We start from the raw sequence: 18,053 nt of genomic DNA on the forward strand, positions 1-18,053 counted from the left end.
GTACACGCAGACCTCAGCGGAGTACCCCGACTTCCTCGTCCTGCCGACGATCTACGGTCAGCAGAAGGGCTTCGCGGCCGACAGCATCCGGCATTTTGTGGACTGCGTGCTCACCGACACCGAGCCGATGGTCACCGGCGAAGACGGCCTGGTCGTGACGCGGGTCATCGAAGCGATCGAGGAGTCGGTCCGCACCGGGCTGCCGGTCGGTATTCCCTGATCTCCCGCTACCCGGGGAGTACGCGGAATCCGCCTCTTCGGAAGTGCTCATCGAAGGTGAATGCGCTGGAGATGCCGAGTTGCCGCATCACCTCGAAACTCACGCAATCCACGATGTTCGGACCCTGTCGCGATGACGAGAGCACGCGGCGAGAGCCGTCGGCGTGCATGGCAACATCGACCCACTGCACCTGTACAACAGGCAGTACGTCATCAAGAAACGTGCGAACGGCGCTCATTCCGGCCCGCTTCTGAGCCAGCGCACAGGTTTCCACCACAACGTAGTTGGAAGTGACGAGCTGTTCATCGGACGCCAGCAGCCGTTCCCACGTACTGACTGCTGAGGCATGTTCATCCGCCGAGCGCGACAATACTGCAATGAAGGCTGACGTGTCAATGAAGGTGCTCATCCGCCAGATCCTCCGCCCAGTATTCGTCGTGTCGGCGTGCGATGTCCGGCGCGCCGAAATCCGCTGATCCGGCCGCCGCTAAAGCGCGCTTCTTCAACTCTTCTCGATCAGGAAGAGCCTCGCTCTCAGGCGCCGTCTCCAATACCCGGCGCATGACTTCCGCCATGGACATCCTCTGCCTCTTTGCCATTCGCCTGAGCTTCGCCGCAAGCTCGTCTGTTAGCTGAAGCTGCGTTCTGACCATCATGGGCCTCCGTGCTTACACTTTGGTAATATGCTAACACATCGCAAGGGACTTGTCAATGCCAGCCTTTCGCAGTGGTATTCACTGAATCGCCCTGCCTTATTCGTATTTCGCGCCCAAACGATACCATGAACTCATCTCTCTGCGGTATAATGATCTAGGAGGCCCCTCGCCGGGGATGCAGTCCCATCGGAAAGAAGCAGGTGTTATGAAGCATCTCATCCTGGCAGCCATCATCCTGTGTCTGCCCATCATAGCTCAGTCCACGCCGACGACGCTGTTGGCGGATAACTTCGACGCCGCCACCATCGGCCAGATACCGACCGGATGGAGGATCGCCAAGGCCGTCGCCGGCACTAGCGCCCTCACGCAGGCAGGCACTCCCGCCGGCAACAAGTGGATGGTCATCCACGACGATAACGGCGCGGGAGTGGTCACGAGCAACACGATCTCTCGGACTACGTCGTTCGCCGCTGTGACTGACGGACGCTGCACCGCTCAGTTCGATGTCATGCTCGGGCAGACGACCGCCGGCTTCGGCATGAGGCTCACCAACGGCGACGTCGCCACCACCGGCGCCAACTGGGCGACCTCGATCACCTTCGAGGGCAATATCGCATACTCGCCGAACGGAGCCCCCGGCGCGATCACCTATCAGACCGGCACCCAGACCTACGTCCGCTCGCCGCTCCTTCTGACCTATGCCGCGAACACCTGGTATACGGTCCGCGTCGAGGCAAACGTCAGCGCCAAGACCTACAAGCTGTTCTTCGGCCCGAGAGGCGGCGCGCTCGCGGAGATCACCCCGACCGGCGGCGTACCCTTCCTCGTGAGCACGACCGGGACTCAGGTCAGCCAGATCGCCAACATCGCGTGCTTTACCTCAGTGAAGGACGGCGACGGCTCCGGCGATATGATCGTGGACAACGTGAACATCGTCCAGGAGGACCCCGAGACGCCGACCATGGTGAATACGATCGCGATGGCCCGGCTGCTCGATCGCGGCACGAAGGTCAGCCTCACCGACAAGCTGGTGACCGCCGGCACATCGGGCGGGGTCTTCTACATCGAGGACGACGGGCAGGGAGTCGAGCGCGCGGCGGGCATCCGGGTGCGATCGGCGACTCCGGTTCAGGAGGGCGACCGGGTGGACATCGTCGGTCGGATCGCCAATACGTCCGAGGCCAGGGGAACCTGGCACACGGGGGAGCGCGAGATCATTGCCGAGTCGGTGTCCGTTCGGAGCACCGGCAACACGCCCCTGGAGCCGTTCCTCATGAAGTGCTCGGAGGTCGGCGGCGGATGGTACGGTCCGATGGAACTGACGGTGAGCGGCTCCGAGCCACTGGTCAAGGGCGTATGGCCGATGAGCGCCTGGGGGAATGCGGGCGTCTCGGCGTGGAATCCGGCGGAGAACAGCTTCGGCCCGCTGAACAACGTCGGCCTGCTGGCGACGGTGATAGGCAAGGTCGTTGACCCGACGGTCTACGATATGTACGGCACGAACTGGGATTTCTACATTGACGACGGCAGCCTCACGAACGACGGTTGGTTCGCCACCCCGACTTCCGAGGATGAGGCGTTCATGCCGACGGGCCTTCGAGTGCGCATCACCGATCCGGGCATCGTCGAGGACGTCCGCCCGCTCCACCACGGCGACTATGTCAAGATCACCGGCATCGTGGGCGCAATCTCAGGCGAAGACCTGGGCAGAGGAGCGCGGAACATCCGGGTGATCCGACCGCGCAAGCCGGGTGATATCGAGATCATCGGGCGGCAGGAGCGATACGTCAAGTTCGACAAGCAGGGCAACTGCCTCGTGGGCGGCAAGCCGTTCTTCCCGATCGGCATCTTCATCTACGCGTGGGATTCGCTCGTCCGGCCGGAGGTCCTCGCCAAGGGGTTCAACACGGTGATCTACGCCGTCACGCCCGATCAGCTCGATTCCTTGCAGGCGGACGGGCTGATGACGATCCCCTACGGCACCGATGAGTGGCTTGCGAGGAAGGACCATCCGGCGATCCTCGCGTGGTACCTCGACGACGAGCCGGAGGGTCACGGGCTCACCCCGAAGTATGAGCGCGACTACTACGAGAAGGTCCGCGCCGCCGACCCGACGAGGCCGATCGGTACGGCTCACTTCCTGTGGGACTCGCTGTGGAACTACCGGTTCTGCGACGACTACACCATGTCCGACGTCTACCCGCTCCACCGACAGAACATCTGGGCGATGACCGACCACATTGACCGCCTGCACCAGATCCACGGCCAGGACTTCCCGGTCTGGCCGGCAATCCAGTGCTTCGGCGGGACGGAAGGGTACGGCATCCCGTCGCCGACCGAGGTGCGCTGCATGACCTACATGGCGCTGGCGCACAACTCGAAGGCGATCCTGTACTTCTCGTACTACCCGTCGATTCCCGACGCATGGGCGGAGGTCGGGCGGCTCGTGCAGGAGTTGAAGACGTTCACGCCGTTCTACTGTCTGCCCTCGATCGAAGGCGGCCACGGGTGCTCGAACGGCTGGGTCCACACCAGGCTGATCAGAAACGGGGCGTCGGGTCTGCTGATCACCGTCAATGTATCCGGCGAGGCTCAGACTGCCACGATCACCCTGCCGGCCGGAGCGCCTTCGATGCTGAACCTGCCGCTCGAAGGGGGGAGCATCCCCGTCACCGGCGGCTCGTTCACGGCGGACTACACACCGCTCCAGGTCCACCTCTACCAGTGGGGCCCGATGCCGATTATCCCGTAGGATGGAGGCAGGCGCATGATTGCATCCAGACCTTACTCCGACGACTACGACAGGATAATGGACTTCCTCAGGGAGATGTACCTCAGGACTAAGATCCAGCGCTGCTGGCTGCCGCAGAAGTGGGAGTACGCGGAGTACCTCGTGAACCCCATGTACATGGAGCCGGCGGGCGGCGGCTGGCCGCATTGGCACACGTCCATCAGGATATGGGAAGAGGACGGGCGCATCGTGGCCGTATGCCACAACAAGAGCGGGAACGACGCCTTCCTCCAGATCCGCCCGGGCTACGAGCACCTGAACGACCGGCTCGCGTCGAGAGGATATCCGCGCGATGATGGCGGTCAGTACTTCAACGCCCAGTACTTGGACAAGGACTACATTCCGCAGCTTCCGGAAGGTTACTCCTTCGCCGATGGATGCCAGGTGGAGGATCAGTTGGACAGGCAGAACGCGGTCTCGGAGGGATTCGATCACGGACCGGCCAGGGAAGTCTCCGCCGGGTTCGCGAGCATGGAGAAGGCGCCGCTCTTCAGGCCCGACCTGGAGATCATGACACGGCACAGTGACGGCACGCTCTCATCGTTCTGCGTGGTGTGGTACGATCCGGCGATCAACATCGGCATGTTCGAGCCGGTCGCAACGCATCCGGATCACCGCAGGCTCGGCCTGGGCCGGGAGATGCTGACCGAGGGGCTGCGGCGGTTGAAGGCGATCGGTGCGGAACGGGCATTCGTCGAGTCGTATGGCGACAACCGCAAGGCATTCTACAACTCCGCCGGGTTCGAGACGTTCGACAACGACCGCCACTGGACGAAGCGGTTCTGAGTCGCGAACCTGCCAGGCTCGGACCAAGAGCCGTGTCCGCGCTCGCGGAAGGATCAGTCGCTCAGTGTGATGTAGTCCACGTACTCGACCGCGATCCCGTCGGACGACAGGATGTCTTTCAGCCTGGGCGCGAGGGCCACCATGCCGGGGCGCTCGGTCCAGAAGTGAGTGGCGTCAATCACATTGATCCCGAGCGCCTTCGCTTCGAGGAACTGGTGGTGGTTCACGTCGCCGGTGACGTAGACATCCGCGCCCATCGAGTGCGCGAGGCCTATCCGCTTGCTGCCTCCACCGCCGAGCATCGCGACCTTCTCGACTTTCGAATCCGGATCGCCCGCCTTCCGCGGGTCCGGCACGGTCAGCACCTTGCAGAGCATCTCGCAGAACGCCCCGAAGGTCGTCGGCTTCCGAAGACTTCCGCAGAGGCCGATCCCATGGGTGCGCCCCTCGTTCTTCAGTGGGTAGACGTCGTAGGCGACTTCTTCATACGGATGAGCCGCGATCATCGCGCTGATCACGTCGTGCAGGCGGTCGTCCGGGACGATCGTCTCGAGCCGGATCTCGGGCGTCTTCTCCAACTCGCCGACCTTACCGACGTAGGGTTCCGCGCCCTCGAGCGGCTTGAACGTCCCGACGCCGGGGGTCTGGAACGTGCAATGCGAGTACTTGCCGATCCAACCCGCTCCCGCCTCGGAGATCGCGTCACGAACGGCATCGAGCGCATCCGCCGGGACGAAGGTCACGAGCTTGAACAGCTTGTCGGTCCATGTCGGCAGCATGACCTCGCCGTCGAGCACCCCCAGCTTCTCGGCGAGCGTATCGTTGATCCCGCCATCCGCCGAATCGTAGTTCGTGTGCATGACATATAGGGCGATCCCCGAGTTGATGAGCTGATAGACGAGCGACTGCGGGTACACGTCGAGCCGCACGCTCGGGAGCGGCTGCCAGTTCGGGCTGATGAGCGGATGGTGCGTGATGAGGAGGTCGGCGGACCGGCGCGCGCACTCCCGGACGACCTCCGGGGTCACATCAACCGAGACGACGATACTGCTAACGTCGGCATCAGGATCGCCGATCTGCAGGCCGATCGAGTCGCCCTCCTGCGCGTAGTGCGGCGGGGCGATCTCTTCCAGGATCGGGATGATGTCTTTCAGGATCATGGGCGTCTCCTCATTTGTCCCATCAGCACCATGGGAACTACAGATCAGCGGAAAGCTCCCGCGCATCGTCGCGGAAGAGCTTCTCGTGTGCGAAGAGGCCCGACGATCCGCCGGTGTGCCAGAAGACCACAGGCCTTCCCTTCCCGACAACACCCTTGCGCGCAAGATCAATCAGTCCCGCCATCGCCTTTCCGGTGTAGACCGGATCGAGGATCAGCCCCTCGGTACGGGCCGCCAGCAGGATCGCCGCCTTGCCTTCGGGCGTCGGGACGGCGTACGCGCGGCCGATGTACTCGTCGTGGGCGGTCAAACGCGTCGTCCCGGAGAACTTCGCCCCTATGAGTTCCGCCGCGGCGGGGACGATCCGCTCGACCCGCGATACGATCTCGGCGGCATCCTGGCTGACCGATATGCCGAAGAGCCCGGCATCGGGAAGGTACATCTCGCATCCGAGCGCGATCCCGGCGGCCGTCCCGCAAGACCCCACCGCGAAGACGATGTCCGGGTTTCTGATCCCCAGCTTCCTCAACTGCCCTGCAAGCTCACTCACGCCGGTCACGTATCCCATCGCGCCGACCGGCGTCGAGCCGCCGATCGGGATGACGTACGGCGTCCGTCCCGCCGACCGGAGAGCATCCGCCTCGGCATCCATCGCCTCTGCCAGTCGTTCCATCCCCGTGTCGCCGAGGAAGACCATCCGCGCGCCGAGTATCGTGTCGAGGAGCAGGTTGCCCTCGAACTCGTGCGGCATCGGGTTCGTCAGGAAGAGCACGCAGTCGAGGCCGAGTTTCCGCGCGGCGGCGGCCGTCATTCGCGCGTGGTTGGATTGGTTGCCCCCGCACGAGATCACGATGTCCGCGCCCTGATCGAGCGCCTCCGCCATCAGGAACTCGAGCTTCCGGGCCTTGTTCCCGCCGGTCGCGAGGCCTGTGTTGTCGTCGCGCTTTACGAGCAGGCGCCCGACACCGATCGCCGCCGCGAGGGACGGGGCGTCTTCCAGTTCGGTCGGCAGGCTCGCGAGTCGCACCCTCGGCAGGCTGTCTATGTTCATCGGATCGTACTCCTACTCGTACTCGAGTGGGCGAAGCATTGGCGTCCGGTCCGAGACGCCGGCGCAATCCGACGGGCCAATGCTGTCGCCCCTACCGACACTGACTCGCACTCCGGGCGAACCATTGGCATCAGATCCGATCGCCAGGTGCTACCCGATGGGCCAATGTTTCGCCCCTACTGCTTGTCCTTCTCGGGCGCGGCTTTCTCCTTGAGGAGTTCCGCGATGCCGGCGATGCTGCCGAGAATGCCGGACGACTCGAACGGCAGGAATATCTTGGTCGCCTGCCCGTTCGCCATCTTCGGCAGAGCCTCCAGGTACTTGATGGCGATCAGATCGTTGGTCGGGTTGCCCTTGTGGATCGAGCCGAACACCGTTTCGATAGCCTGAGCCTCTCCTTCCGCGACGGTCAGCTTCTGGTACCGATCGGCGTCCGCCACCTTCTTGATCGCCTCCGCCTTGCCCTCGGCCTCCAGTATCGCGGCCTGCCTGCTTCCCTCAGCCGAGAGGATGGCGGCCTGCCTGCTTCCCTCGGCCTCGAGGATCATCGCTCGCTTCTCGCGCTCGGCCTTCATCTGGCGGTGCATCGCCTGGGTCACGTCCGTCGGCGGCTCGATCCGCTGAAGCTCCACCCTGGTGACCTTGGTACCCCACTTGTCGGTGGCCTCGTCGAGTATCTCGCGCAGCTTGGTGTTGATGATCTCCCTGGAGGTCAGCGATTCGTCGAGCGCCATGTCGCCGATCAGGTTCCTCAGGTTCGTCTGCGCCAGCTTGGTAGCCGCCAGATAGAAGTTGGCGACGTTGTAGGTAACCTTGACCGGGTCGGTGACTTCGTAGTAGGTCACCGCGTCCACGTCAACGGCCACGTTGTCCTTGGTGATGACGGCCTGTGGTGGGACGTCCACGACCTGCTCCCGCATGTCAACCTTGGTCATGGTCTCGATGAAGGGGATTATGATGGTGAGACCGCTGTCCACCGTGCGCTGGTACTTGCCCAGCCGCTCTATCAGCCCGCGCTCCCAGGGCCTGATGATCTTCGTCCCCATCCCGACGATGATGAACAACAGGATCGCCGTTACGATCAGCAAGAGTTCCATTCCGCTACTCCTCCTTGTATGGCCTGACTACGACTCGCGTGCCGTCCAGCGCCAGGACTTCGACGGTCGCGTCAACGGGTATGGCGTCGTTCGTCTCGCCGAGCGCCCTCCACTCCTCGCGATCTATCGTCACCCGGCCCGAAGCCTTGATGTTGTCTATCGGTTCGATGACGACTCCCTTCCTGCCGATCAGGCGGTTCGCTCCGATCCCGGGCGGCTGCGTCTGGGTTACCCGCTCGGCGAACCTGCGGGAGACCGCGAACAGCGCGCCGGACACGACGATGAAGGCGGCAAACTGCCAGCCCACCCCCAGGCCCGCGAGATCCAGCAGCCCCGCTACAGCCGCCCCGATGCCGAACCACATCAGGAAGAACCCGGCCGTCAGCATCTCGCCGATGATCAGAACCGCGGCGAGAATCATCCACATCCACCAGCTCTCCCACGCCATTGCCGCACCACCATCCTCTCGGGATTTGCATACTGCAAACAATACTTCGACGCGCCCCGCAACTTGTCCTTGCGGCACGGCAGCCGCGGTTTCGCCGAAGGTTTCGGCGAAAGCATGTTGACATAACCGGCAATACTGGGTAGCCTAGACTAACGGAGGAACACCATGAGCAAACTGATATACCTCGACCATGCAGCCACCACGCCGCTCCACCCGGACGTGCTTGAGAATATGATGCCCTACCTGACCGAGCAGTACGCGAACTCGTCCACGCTCTACACGTTCGGACGGGAGGCCGGAGCCGCAGTGGAAGCTTCCCGCGAGAAGGTGGCCTCACTCATCGGCGCCGACCCGAAGGAGGTCTACTTCACCAGCGGCGCGACCGAGTCGGACAACTGGGCGGTCATCGGCACGGCTCTCCAGCACGAGAAGAAGGGCAACCACATCATCACGTGCGCGATCGAGCACCACGCCGTGCTCGAGACCTGCGAGTACCTCGAGAAGCGCGGGTTCGAGTTGACGGTGCTTCCTGTGGACGAGTTCGGCCTCGTCGACCCTGAGGCCGTCCGGCGCGCGATCACCGACAAGACGATCCTGATCAGCATAATGCACGCGAACAACGAGATCGGCACGATCGAGCCGATCGCCGAGACAGGCGCGATAGCCCGGGAAAAGGGCGTGATCTTCCACACGGACGCGACCCAGTCGGTCGGCAAAATCCCTATCAACGTGGACGCGCTGAACGTGGACCTCCTCTCGCTCTCGGCCCACAAGATGTACGGGCCGAAGGGGATCGGGGCGCTCTACATCCGCAAGGGAGTCCGGATTCAGCCGTACCTGCACGGGGGCGGCCAGGAGAACCGGAAGCGCGCGGGGACGCATAACGTCGCCGGTATCGCGGGGCTCGGCAAGGCGGCGGAGATGGCGATGGCCGGGATGGCCGAGGAGTCCGCGCGGCTCATCGGACTCCGCGACTGGCTGATCGAGCAGCTCACGACCAGGATTGAGAACGTGAGGCTGAACGGCCACCCGACGAAGCGGCTCCCGAACAACGTGAACGTGAGCGTGCAGGGCATCGAGGGCGAGTCCATGATCCTCTCGCTCGACATGCTCGGCGTCTGCGTCTCGAGCGGGTCGGCGTGCACCTCCGGCGACCTGTCGGCGTCGCACGTGCTCCTGGGGATCGGCCTGCCGCACGAACTCGCGCACGGCTCGATCAGGCTGACCCTCGGCCTCGCGACGACGCGGGAGGACCTCGAGAAGGTCGTGGACGGCCTCTCGGGCATCGTCGCACGCCTCCGCGCGATGTCGCCGATGTACGGGCCGGGGAAGATGGAGTGATGGCGGCAGAGCGCTGGAGTAGTGGGTGCCGTCTAGTCCTGAGTGCGCTCTCCGGAGCGTGTATCGAAGGACGGCCTCCCGTAGTGGCCGTGCCTCCGTGCCGGCCATGCCGCCCTTCGATACATCCGCCAGAGCGGACACTCAGGGCTGTCGGTGTCGGGTGCATTCGAGTTCAGTGGGTGGCGACATGGCCGTGTCTCGATATGCCCTGAGGGCTACTCAGGGCTACTCGACACTAGGCGGTTGGTCCCCTCTGCGGACCCGAACACCGATCTTCTCGAGTGGACACTCTGGTGGCATATCGAGAGGCGCACCTGCTCTGGGGAAATGCACCTGTCGGCGTCCGACACCGCTCCATTCCTCTTTCGTTTGTGATATAATCGAGACGGTTTCAGGAGGATTCCGGGTGCAGGAGCTGACGGAGAGACAGAGAGACGTGCTGGAGGCGATCCGCCGGCACATGGCCAGGAACGGCGAGTCGCCGACCGTGCGCGAGATCGCGCGGGAGATCGGCGTACGCTCGACGCGCACCGTCCACAAGCACCTCGAAGCACTCGAACAGAAGGGCTGTATCACGAAGTCGAAGTACGGCTACCGAGGTATCGAAGTGCCCGGCGAGTACTCGCCCGGGCAGGCGAAGTTCGTGCCCGTGCCGGTCGTCGGGCGGATCGCCGCGGGGATGCCGCTCCTCGCAAGCGAGAACGTCGAGAGTTACCTCACCGTTCCCGCCGACCTGACTCAGTCCGGCGAACACTTCGCGCTGAAGGTCCGCGGCGACAGCATGATGAACGCGGGCATCTTCCACGGAGACATCATCGTCGCGCGCCGCCAGGAGACCGCCGTGAACGGGGACATCGTGGTCGCCCTGCTCGACGACGAGGCGACCGTCAAGACCTTCTACAACGACGGCGGCAGCGTCCGCCTCCAGCCCGAGAACCCCGCCTACGAGCCGATCATCACCCGCGAAGCGCAGGTCCTCGGCAAGGTGACGCTCTCGATCCGGCAGTTCTAGCAGCCGGAAAATTGTCATTTGTGATTAGTGAATGGTGATTAGTCCGGATTCGGGCACGATTCGCAACCGCCAACTGCTCACTCTCTACTATCTACCCATCACTCATCACTAATCACTTTGGTTTTCCCATGCTCGATCCCGAACTGAGGCAGAGACTATCCCGCGTGAACATCGAGCGGCCCGCTCCCAGGCCGCCGACCGATCGGCCCGCCCGGCGGATCGCCGCCCTGGAGGACGTCCTGCCCGGCCGGGTCCACGCGCACGAGCACGGCGAGCTGTACGTCTGCGAGAGGAAACCCGAAGCCCTGCTGCCGAAGGACGCGGGGCCGGTCGTCGTGTCAGTCGCCGAAGTTGAGAAGCTCGGGCGCGCGCCGGAGGATGTGCTCTTCCTCGACATCGAGACCTGCGGGTTCGCGAACTGCCCGCTCTTCCTGATCGGCACACTGGCCGCCCGGGGCGATGAGGTCGTGATCGAGCAGTACTTCGCGCGCGACTACTCCGAGGAGGGCGCGCTCCTCGCTCACCTGGGCGACGTCGCGTCGAACTACGGCATGATCGTCACCTACAACGGCAAGACGTTCGACGTGCCGTATATGCGCGACCGGATGGTCTTCCACCGCATACGGCGCGAGTTCGAGCAGGAGCACCTGGACCTGCTCCAGCCCGCGAGGCGTTTGTGGAAGGGAAAACTGCCCGACTGCCGGCTTCAGACGCTGGAGGAGAATCTCTGCGGCCGCAGGAGATACGGCGACACGCCCGGCCAACTGATCCCGGAGATCTACCACAACTTCGTGCGAACCGGCAACGCCGCCCCGCTCGAAGGAATCTTCGTCCACAACGCCCTCGATCTGATCACGATGGCGGAGCTTCTGCCGAAGCTGGTGTAGGAGGCTGCGGTCGGACGAGTCCGACACGTCTGACCGGTCTGACGGTTACTTCCGCAGGTACACCCGCCCCACGCTCTTGCCGAGGGTGATCGCGTTCGACGCCAGGTCCTTGCCCGCGAAGACGTCGCGCCACCTGCCGTTCGGAAGAGCGATCCGCGCACCCTTGGACTCGCTCGAGACGACGACGATCCCCTTCTCGAACTCGCGCATGTAGAAGCCGTCGCCGGTCGTCATCGGGCCGAGAGGCTTGCCGAGCCGGAGCTTGTAGAGGTCGCGCGCGGCGTCCTTCGCCGAGAACCAGTCCGCCCAGACGAACCCCGATAGCCTCGCCCACGAGTAGCAGTAGAACGCATCCTCGCGCGGCGGGCTCTCCGTATAGCCGATGTACGAGAGGGCGATTAGAGTGTGCCCCTTGTCAGCCTGCGGGCCCCACTGACGCTGCCATCCGAGCAGTGTCGCCTCGTCGTGCCACCGAGTCTTCGATGCCCATGTGCAGATGTACGACTCCAGCATCTGCCCGTCGCACGCGCCGACCCACTCCTGGTTCGGGTAACCGGCATTCACTATGACAACCTTGTCGTCTCCATATCGCTTGACACGATACCTCACGGCTTCGAGGAGCTTGCGGTAGGCGTAGATGTTGTCCTTGTCTCTGTAGATGTGCCGGTGGCGCTTGAACTTCGGGGCCACGCACTCGACGTCGGGGTGGCCGTTGTCAATGAACAGGCCGTCCACGCCGAGGTCCATCATGTACTTCGTGTATGCGATCGCGTAGTCCCGGAAGGCGGGCGAATTCGGGCAGACGGTTTTCCAGCCGGTGTTCTCCGTGCCCTCGAAGCAAGATATGCCGATCGAGCCGTCGGGCTTGATGACGTTCCAGTCAGGGTGCTCGGCGAGGTTCGCCCGCTGGTACTCGTGCGGCGGCATCTGGTAGAAGGTGACGTAAGCGAGCACCTTCGTCCCCTGCTTGTGGGCTTTCTCGATGATCTTCTTGTCGAGAGGGACGCCGATGACGAACGGAACGTCCTTCATGTCCGAGATCGCGGCGTCGGTCCACTGCTTGTACCAGCCGTTGCACATCTCGGCCTGCTGCAGCCATCCCGCCGAGCAGTCCGCGGCGATGAGCATGATGGTGAGGGCAAGGATTGTTTTCATGCTCTCTTGTTCGCCGGTTGAGGGAGTGTTCCTGCAGGGCATGTGCCGTGTCTCGATACGCTTCGCTACTCGACATCAGTCGGGTATTGTGTTGGCGGACCACCCCAACCGATCTCCCCGAGTCGGCTTTTCTGGAAGCCATATCGAGGGGCTGACCCACCTCTGCCTGCCACGCTCTGCCAGAAAACGGACCCTTGACATTATTTGGCTATTTGGCTATAATACCAAGTAGTTTGCCGGATGCGCCGCCAGGGACTTCGCCGGAGGACTGATGATGACTGAGAACATCGGCAAGAAGCTGTCTTTTCTCGACCGCTATCTCACGCTGTGGATATTCCTGGCGATGGCGGTCGGTGTTTCGCTCGGATACCTCGTGAGCGGGGTGGTCCCGTTCATCAACCGGTTCCAGGTCGGAACGACGAACATTCCGATCGCGATCGGACTGATCCTGATGATGTATCCTCCGTTCGCCAAGGTGAAGTACGAGCGGCTCGGCGAGGCATTCCGCGACTTCCGCATACTTGCGCTGTCGCTGGTCCAGAACTGGGTCATCGGCCCGATCCTGATGTTCATGCTGGCGATCACATTCCTGCGCGGCTACCCGGAGTACATGGTCGGGCTGATCATGATCGGCCTGGCTCGGTGCATCGCGATGGTGATCGTCTGGAACGACCTGGCGGACGGCGACCGCGAGTACGCGGCCGGCCTGGTGGCGTTCAACTCGATCTTCCAGGTGCTCTTCTACTCGGTTTTCGCGTATGTCTTCATCACCGTCCTGCCGCCGCTGTTCGGGCTGAAGGGCATCGCGGTCCACGTCAGCATCGGGCAGATCGCCAGGAGCGTCTTCATCTACCTCGGCGTGCCGTTCATCGGGGGAATGCTGACCCGGTTCGTCCTGCTCAGGCTGAAGGGGCGGGAGTGGTACGAGCGCGAGTTCATCCCGCGGGTCAGCCCGATCACGCTCGTGGCGCTGCTGTTCACGATCATAGTCATGTTCAGCATCCAGGGCGAGAAGATCATCGCCCGGCCGTTCGACGTGCTCAGGATAGCCGTGCCTCTGCTGATCTATTTTGTGATCATGTTCCTGGTCTCGTTCTTCATGGGACGGAAGATCGGGGCGGACTACGGCAAGACGACCACCCTGGCTTTTACGGCGGCAAGCAACAACTTCGAGCTGGCGATCGCGGTGGCAGTGGCGGTCTTCGGCATCAACTCGGGCGCGGCGTTTGCGGCAGTGATAGGGCCGCTGGTCGAGGTGCCGGTGATGATAGGGCTGGTCAACGTGGCGTTCTTGTTCCGCAGGAAATGCTTTGCGCCGATCTGCGAGGTCGCCAGATGACATACGACGAGGAACTCTACAAGGCCAAGGCGCAGGTCATAAAGGCGATGGGCCACCCGAGCAGGCTTGCGATGATCGAGGCGCTGGCGGAGGGCGAACTCTGCGTCTGCGAGCTTCAGGCGCTGGTCGGTTCGGATATGTCCACGGTTTCGAAGCATCTGTCGGTGCTCAGGAACGCGGGGATCGTGTCCGGCCGCAAGAAGGGTCTGTGGATGTACTACCGGCTCTGCTGTCCGTGCATACTCGAATTCCTCGGCTGCATAGATGCGGTCATACGCGCGGATGCGGAGCAGAAGATGGCGATGTGCAAGATAGGAGGCTGATATGCCTGAGAAGCGATGCTGCTGCGGACCGACCGAACCATCGTGCTGCGACGATGACGTCAAGGGCTACGTCAGAGAGAAATACGGCCGGGTTGCCTTGAACGCCGGCGAGCGCAAGGAGTCGAGCTGCTGCGGCGACACGTGCAAGGACGCGATCACGCGGGACCTCTACGACGAGGCGGAGGTCGCGGGCATACCGGTCGAGGCGCTCCTGGCCTCGATGGGATGCGCGAACCCACTGGCGCTGGCCGAGCTGAAGCCCGGGGAGGTCGTGCTCGACCTCGGGAGCGGCGGCGGGATTGATGTCCTGCTCTCCGCGAAGCGCGTCGGGCCGACCGGCAAGGCTTACGGGCTCGACATGACCGACGAGATGCTCGCGCTCGCCCGACAGAACCAAAAGGAAGCCGGCGTCGAGAACGTCGAGTTCCTGAGAGGCGAGATCGAGAGCATCCCGCTCCCGGACTGCTCGGTGGACGTGATCATCAGCAACTGCGTGATCAACCTCTCTACCGACAAGGACCAGGTGTTGCGCGAAGCATACCGGGTCCTCAAGCCCGGCGGACGGTTCGCGGTCGCCGACATCGTGCTGACGAGGCCGATATCCGCCGAGTTGCAGAAGCACCTGGAGCTGTGGGCGGGCTGTGTCGCGGGCGCTCTGCACGTTGATGAGTACAGGTCAAAGTTGGCCGAAGCAGGGTTCGCCGTTCCGACCGTCGAGACCGCCCGGACCTACTCCGCCGAAGATGCCGAGGGCATCGTGCCGGGCGAAGTGATCAGGGAGCTTGGGCCGGAGGGGATCGCCGATCTGGTCGGCTCGATCATGAGCGCTTTCGTCCGGGCAGAGAAGCCGAGGGGTTGCTGCTGTTGTGGATAGTCCGACGTGTCGGAACGGTCCGACAGAACAAGCTGGATTAGATGCACGCCGCCTCTACGCCGTCCTGGCGCTCGGACTCGTCGTGTGGGCGCTCGTCTACCGATGGCTCCGTCCCGCGGCGGATTTCATCACGTCTCGGGTATTCGGTCTCTCGCTCGATAGTCATCTGGGCAGCAGCGTAGCGTTCTTTCTCTACGACGTGCCGAAGGTCCTGATGCTTCTCGTGCTGGTCGTATTCGGCATCGGGATCGTGAGATCGTTCTTCACACCGGAACGCACCCGCAGCATCCTGGCGGGCAAGCGGGAGTTCGTCGGCAACATCCTTGCCGCGTGCCTCGGGATCGTCACGCCGTTCTGCTCGTGCTCGGCGTGCCCGCTGTTCATCGGGTTCGTGGAGGCGGGCATCCCGCTCGGAGTGACCTTCTCGTTCCTGATCGCCGCGCCGATGATCAACGAGGTCGCGCTCGTCCTGCTCTATGGGATGTTCGGCTGGAGGGTCGCGGGTCTCTATCTGGCGACCGGGCTGTTCGTCGCCATCACGGCGGGATGGGTGATCGGGCGGCTGAAGATGGAGCGGCACATCGAGGAATGGGTCTTCGAGGTGAAGATGGGCCAAGGGGCGGACGAACCCGGCCTGACGTGGAACGCCCGCGTTGGGTACGGGCTCCACGCCGTGCGTGAGATCGTCGGCAGGGTATGGCCGTTCGTGATCGCGGGGATCGCCGTCGGCGCGGGGATTCACGGCTACGTGCCGGAAGGGCTCATGGCCTCGTTTATGGGCGAGGATGTCTGGTGGAGCGTCCCGCTGGCGGTGATCATCGGAGTCCCGATGTACTCGAACGCGGCGGGAATCATCCCGGTCGTCCAGGCGCTGATGGAGAAGGGCGCGGCGCTGGGGACGTCGCTGGCGTTCATGATGTCGGTCATCGGGCTCTCGCTGCCCGAGGTGGTCATCATCCGGCGCGTGCTGAAGCCCCGGTTGATCGGGGTGTTCGTAGGTGTAGTAGCGATGGGTATACTCCTGGTGGGGTATCTGTTCAACCTGTTGCTCTAGGCTCTTTCTCCCGCTCGTACTCGTAATCGGCGAATCGTCGAGACGTGAACTCCCGACGGGGTTGCGCGTCAAATACGTGCTACCCGGCTCGCGAAAGGAATAGTATAATGAGAATCCAGATTCTGGGCACGGGCTGCCCGAAGTGCAAGGCGCTCATGGAGAACGCCGAGATAGCGATCCGGCAGGCCGGTCTCGACATCGAGATCGAGAAGGTGACCGACCTGGCTGAGATCATGAAGTTCGGCGTCATGATGACTCCGGCCCTCGCGGTTGACGGCGAGGTGAAGTCCGCCGGCAAGCTGCTCAGCCCCGAGGAGATCGCGAGGTTGCTGAAGCAGTGACTGACTCGAACCGCAGAAAGGAAACACATCCATGAATAGAGTCCGCATGCCGGTCGCGATCGCTCTGATGGCAGTGGCACTGTTGTTTGCCGGCTGCGCGAAGCAGGTCGGCACGACCGCTCCGCCCGACACCGCCGCGGTCAAGGAGACGACTCCCTCTCCGGCCGTCGAGAAGCCCCAGCCGCCTGCTGAGCCTTCGAAGACTCAGACCGAAGCGGCCGCGCCGAGTAAAGCGGAACCTGCCGTCAAGGATTCCGTCAAGAAACCTGAGGCCGCGAAGCCCGTGAAGCCGCAAGCGGCCGCCGCCAAACCGAAGGGCCTGCCGAAACTGGTGGACCTCGGGGCGGAGAAGTGCGTCCCGTGCAAGATGATGGTCCCGGTGCTGGAGGAACTGCGCTCTGAGTACAAGGGCAGCCTCCTGGTGGAGGTCATTGACACCGGCAAGGACCCCGAAGCCGCCAGGAGGTACCGGGTCGTCGGCATCCCCACCCAGGTGTTCTACGATGCATCGGGCAAGGAGATCGCGCGCCACATGGGCTTCATATCGAAAGAAGATATCGTCGCCACGTTCGGCGAACACGGAATCAAGCTATAGGAGAAACATCCACATGCTTCGAAATCAACTGATCGGTCTCCTGGTGATCGCATGCCTGGCGCTTCTGGCCGCCGGGATCGCATGCGGGGCGGAAACCGTCACCATCGAATCCAAGTACCCCGGACTGTCTTCCGGGCCGCTGCGAGCGGCGGTCCCCGGGCCGGTACCCGGCGCGCTTCTGGAGGCGGACGGAGTCAAGATCACGGCGAAGGATCTGAACGATGCCGTCGCGAAACTCGAGTCGCCCGCGAAGGAGCAGTACAGGACATACCAGTTTGCGCTGCTGCAGGAGCTGGCGGTAGGCAAACTGATAGAGGCGGAGGCGCAGGCCTGGGGCGAGAAGAACGGCGTCTCGGGCGACGAGCTGATGCGCAAGTACGTCAACAGCCTTGTCGGGGAGATAACCGTGTCCGACGAGGAGGCGCGCAAGTTCTACGCTGAGAACTCCGCGATGATGGGGAAGTCCACCTACGAGCAGGTCGAGTCCGCCATCAAGAGCTACCTTCGCGAGGAGAAGGGGAACGCCATTCTGGAGAAGCACGTCGCCGGGGTTAGCGAGCGCCACGCCGTGAGAGTTTCGGACGTCTGGGCGAGGATGCAGTACGCCAGGTGGATGAAGAACCCGGTGGAGAAGGCCCGGCGGTCCGGGATGCCGGCCGTCGTCAAGTTCGGCGCCGATACCTGCCAGCCGTGCCGGTTGATGGCGCCGATTATCAAGGACCTCGCGAGGAAGTTCGCCGGCAAGCTCGTAGTGGTTGACATCAACGTCGAGAAGGAGCCCGTGTTGGGCGCGTACTACGGGGCGCAGAGCATCCCGCACACCATATACTACGATGCCGCCGGCGGGCAGGTATCTGAGGTGGTGGGGTTCAAGGACAGGGCGTCCATCGAGGCCGAGATAGCAAAACTCGGGCTGAAGTGAC

20 protein-coding genes are annotated in these 18,053 nt (G+C 63.3%); 13 read left to right on the forward strand and 7 right to left on the reverse strand.

The genetic code is table 11. The annotated features are described in order from the left end of the window. The coding region (locus tag KBC96_09690; GenBank protein ID MBP6964665.1) for a gfo/Idh/MocA family oxidoreductase at positions 1-220 on the forward strand (220 nt) is incomplete at its 5' end. Positions 221-227: 7 nt separating this feature from the next. Here the strand turns inward: KBC96_09690 and KBC96_09695 are convergent. Next, positions 228-629: a PIN domain-containing protein gene (locus tag KBC96_09695; GenBank protein ID MBP6964666.1), complete on the reverse strand. Its 402-nt coding sequence runs from the start codon at positions 627-629 to the stop codon at positions 228-230. Then, a complete protein-coding gene (locus tag KBC96_09700) occupies positions 613-876 on the reverse strand; it encodes a ribbon-helix-helix protein, CopG family (GenBank protein ID MBP6964667.1) in 264 nt (87 codons plus the stop codon). The genes KBC96_09695 and KBC96_09700 overlap by 17 nt, the downstream gene beginning before the upstream one ends. 205 nt (positions 877-1,081) lie before the next feature. Here KBC96_09700 and KBC96_09705 point away from each other — a divergent pair, with 205 nt between their 5' ends. Together KBC96_09705 and KBC96_09710 are read left to right on the forward strand one after the other, a co-directional pair. Beyond that, positions 1,082-3,628, forward strand: coding sequence for a hypothetical protein (locus KBC96_09705; protein ID MBP6964668.1), 2,547 nt, complete (start codon positions 1,082-1,084; stop codon positions 3,626-3,628). A 15-nt stretch (positions 3,629-3,643) separates the two neighbouring features. Next, on the forward strand, positions 3,644-4,453 hold the full coding sequence (locus tag KBC96_09710; protein MBP6964669.1) for a GNAT family N-acetyltransferase: 810 nt from the start codon (positions 3,644-3,646) through the stop codon (positions 4,451-4,453). 53 nt (positions 4,454-4,506) lie between these two features. On the opposite strand, the gene KBC96_09715 is transcribed toward KBC96_09710, so the two are convergent. The 4 genes from KBC96_09715 to KBC96_09730 form a co-directional block, all read right to left on the reverse strand. Then, a complete protein-coding gene (locus KBC96_09715; protein MBP6964670.1) occupies positions 4,507-5,613 on the reverse strand; it encodes a Nif3-like dinuclear metal center hexameric protein in 1,107 nt (368 codons plus the stop codon). A gap of 37 nt (positions 5,614-5,650) precedes the next feature. After that, positions 5,651-6,664 carry a D-cysteine desulfhydrase family protein gene (locus tag KBC96_09720; protein ID MBP6964671.1) on the reverse strand — a complete coding sequence of 338 codons (1,014 nt, stop codon included), beginning with the start codon at positions 6,662-6,664 and terminating at the stop codon, positions 5,651-5,653. A 176-nt stretch (positions 6,665-6,840) separates the two neighbouring features. Beyond that, positions 6,841-7,761, reverse strand: a complete 921-nt coding sequence (locus tag KBC96_09725) for an SPFH/Band 7/PHB domain protein (GenBank protein MBP6964672.1) — start codon at positions 7,759-7,761, stop codon at positions 6,841-6,843. 4 nt (positions 7,762-7,765) lie between these two features. Next, a complete protein-coding gene (locus tag KBC96_09730; GenBank protein MBP6964673.1) occupies positions 7,766-8,188 on the reverse strand; it encodes an NfeD family protein in 423 nt (140 codons plus the stop codon). A gap of 186 nt (positions 8,189-8,374) precedes the next feature. Between KBC96_09730 and nifS the strand changes: the two genes are divergently transcribed. The 3 genes from nifS (at position 8,375) to KBC96_09745 (ending at position 11,449) form a co-directional block, all read left to right on the forward strand. Then, positions 8,375-9,550 carry a cysteine desulfurase NifS gene (nifS, locus tag KBC96_09735; protein MBP6964674.1) on the forward strand — a complete coding sequence of 392 codons (1,176 nt, stop codon included), beginning with the start codon at positions 8,375-8,377 and terminating at the stop codon, positions 9,548-9,550. 187 nt (positions 9,551-9,737) lie between these two features. After that, positions 9,738-10,562: a transcriptional repressor LexA gene (gene lexA / locus KBC96_09740; GenBank protein ID MBP6964675.1), complete on the forward strand. Its 825-nt coding sequence runs from the start codon at positions 9,738-9,740 to the stop codon at positions 10,560-10,562. A gap of 128 nt (positions 10,563-10,690) precedes the next feature. Then, a complete protein-coding gene (locus KBC96_09745; protein MBP6964676.1) occupies positions 10,691-11,449 on the forward strand; it encodes a ribonuclease H-like domain-containing protein in 759 nt (252 codons plus the stop codon). A gap of 45 nt (positions 11,450-11,494) precedes the next feature. Here KBC96_09745 and KBC96_09750 read toward each other — a convergent pair whose 3' ends face one another. Beyond that, positions 11,495-12,604 (reverse strand): hypothetical protein, encoded by a 1,110-nt coding sequence (locus tag KBC96_09750; GenBank protein MBP6964677.1) that lies wholly within the window; start codon positions 12,602-12,604, stop codon positions 11,495-11,497. A 274-nt stretch (positions 12,605-12,878) separates the two neighbouring features. Here KBC96_09750 and arsB point away from each other — a divergent pair, with 274 nt between their 5' ends. From arsB to KBC96_09785, 7 genes are all read left to right on the forward strand, one after another. Next, the gene (arsB, locus tag KBC96_09755; GenBank protein MBP6964678.1) at positions 12,879-13,943 is read left to right on the forward strand and encodes an ACR3 family arsenite efflux transporter; all 1,065 of its coding nucleotides are present in this window, start codon (positions 12,879-12,881) and stop codon (positions 13,941-13,943) included. Then, positions 13,940-14,266, forward strand: coding sequence for a winged helix-turn-helix transcriptional regulator (locus tag KBC96_09760; protein MBP6964679.1), 327 nt, complete (start codon positions 13,940-13,942; stop codon positions 14,264-14,266). Before arsB ends, KBC96_09760 begins: the two co-directional genes overlap by 4 nt. Position 14,267: 1 nt before the next feature. Beyond that, the gene (locus tag KBC96_09765; GenBank protein ID MBP6964680.1) at positions 14,268-15,140 is read left to right on the forward strand and encodes an arsenite methyltransferase; all 873 of its coding nucleotides are present in this window, start codon (positions 14,268-14,270) and stop codon (positions 15,138-15,140) included. After that, positions 15,133-16,194, forward strand: a complete 1,062-nt coding sequence (locus KBC96_09770) for a permease (GenBank protein ID MBP6964681.1) — start codon at positions 15,133-15,135, stop codon at positions 16,192-16,194. Before KBC96_09765 ends, KBC96_09770 begins: the two co-directional genes overlap by 8 nt. Before the next feature lie 107 nt (positions 16,195-16,301). Beyond that, positions 16,302-16,535 (forward strand): TM0996/MTH895 family glutaredoxin-like protein, encoded by a 234-nt coding sequence (locus KBC96_09775; GenBank protein MBP6964682.1) that lies wholly within the window; start codon positions 16,302-16,304, stop codon positions 16,533-16,535. 67 nt (positions 16,536-16,602) lie between these two features. Then, positions 16,603-17,130, forward strand: a complete 528-nt coding sequence (locus KBC96_09780) for a thioredoxin fold domain-containing protein (GenBank protein ID MBP6964683.1) — start codon at positions 16,603-16,605, stop codon at positions 17,128-17,130. A 13-nt stretch (positions 17,131-17,143) separates the two neighbouring features. Further along, the gene (locus tag KBC96_09785; GenBank protein ID MBP6964684.1) at positions 17,144-18,052 is read left to right on the forward strand and encodes a thioredoxin family protein; all 909 of its coding nucleotides are present in this window, start codon (positions 17,144-17,146) and stop codon (positions 18,050-18,052) included. The last annotated feature ends 1 nt before the right edge of the window (position 18,053 follow it).

Source organism: Armatimonadota bacterium, from assembly GCA_017993055.1.
GTDB lineage: Bacteria > Armatimonadota > UBA5829 > DTJY01 > DTJY01 > JAGONM01.

Coding starts and splice junctions, on each gene's coding strand:
- KBC96_09695 (MBP6964666.1), bottom strand. CDS start 629: ATGAGCACCTTCATTGACACGTCAGCCTTCATTGCAGTATTGTCGCGC.
- KBC96_09700 (MBP6964667.1), bottom strand. CDS start 876: ATGATGGTCAGAACGCAGCTTCAGCTAACAGACGAGCTTGCGGCGAAG.
- KBC96_09705 (MBP6964668.1), top strand. CDS start 1,082: ATGAAGCATCTCATCCTGGCAGCCATCATCCTGTGTCTGCCCATCATA.
- KBC96_09710 (MBP6964669.1), top strand. CDS start 3,644: ATGATTGCATCCAGACCTTACTCCGACGACTACGACAGGATAATGGAC.
- KBC96_09715 (MBP6964670.1), bottom strand. CDS start 5,613: ATGATCCTGAAAGACATCATCCCGATCCTGGAAGAGATCGCCCCGCCG.
- KBC96_09720 (MBP6964671.1), bottom strand. CDS start 6,664: ATGAACATAGACAGCCTGCCGAGGGTGCGACTCGCGAGCCTGCCGACC.
- KBC96_09725 (MBP6964672.1), bottom strand. CDS start 7,761: ATGGAACTCTTGCTGATCGTAACGGCGATCCTGTTGTTCATCATCGTC.
- KBC96_09730 (MBP6964673.1), bottom strand. CDS start 8,188: ATGTGGATGATTCTCGCCGCGGTTCTGATCATCGGCGAGATGCTGACG.
- nifS (MBP6964674.1), top strand. CDS start 8,375: ATGAGCAAACTGATATACCTCGACCATGCAGCCACCACGCCGCTCCAC.
- lexA (MBP6964675.1), top strand. CDS start 9,738: ATGGCCGTGTCTCGATATGCCCTGAGGGCTACTCAGGGCTACTCGACA.
- KBC96_09745 (MBP6964676.1), top strand. CDS start 10,691: ATGCTCGATCCCGAACTGAGGCAGAGACTATCCCGCGTGAACATCGAG.
- KBC96_09750 (MBP6964677.1), bottom strand. CDS start 12,604: ATGAAAACAATCCTTGCCCTCACCATCATGCTCATCGCCGCGGACTGC.
- arsB (MBP6964678.1), top strand. CDS start 12,879: ATGACTGAGAACATCGGCAAGAAGCTGTCTTTTCTCGACCGCTATCTC.
- KBC96_09760 (MBP6964679.1), top strand. CDS start 13,940: ATGACATACGACGAGGAACTCTACAAGGCCAAGGCGCAGGTCATAAAG.
- KBC96_09765 (MBP6964680.1), top strand. CDS start 14,268: ATGCCTGAGAAGCGATGCTGCTGCGGACCGACCGAACCATCGTGCTGC.
- KBC96_09775 (MBP6964682.1), top strand. CDS start 16,302: ATGAGAATCCAGATTCTGGGCACGGGCTGCCCGAAGTGCAAGGCGCTC.
- KBC96_09780 (MBP6964683.1), top strand. CDS start 16,603: ATGGCAGTGGCACTGTTGTTTGCCGGCTGCGCGAAGCAGGTCGGCACG.
- KBC96_09785 (MBP6964684.1), top strand. CDS start 17,144: ATGCTTCGAAATCAACTGATCGGTCTCCTGGTGATCGCATGCCTGGCG.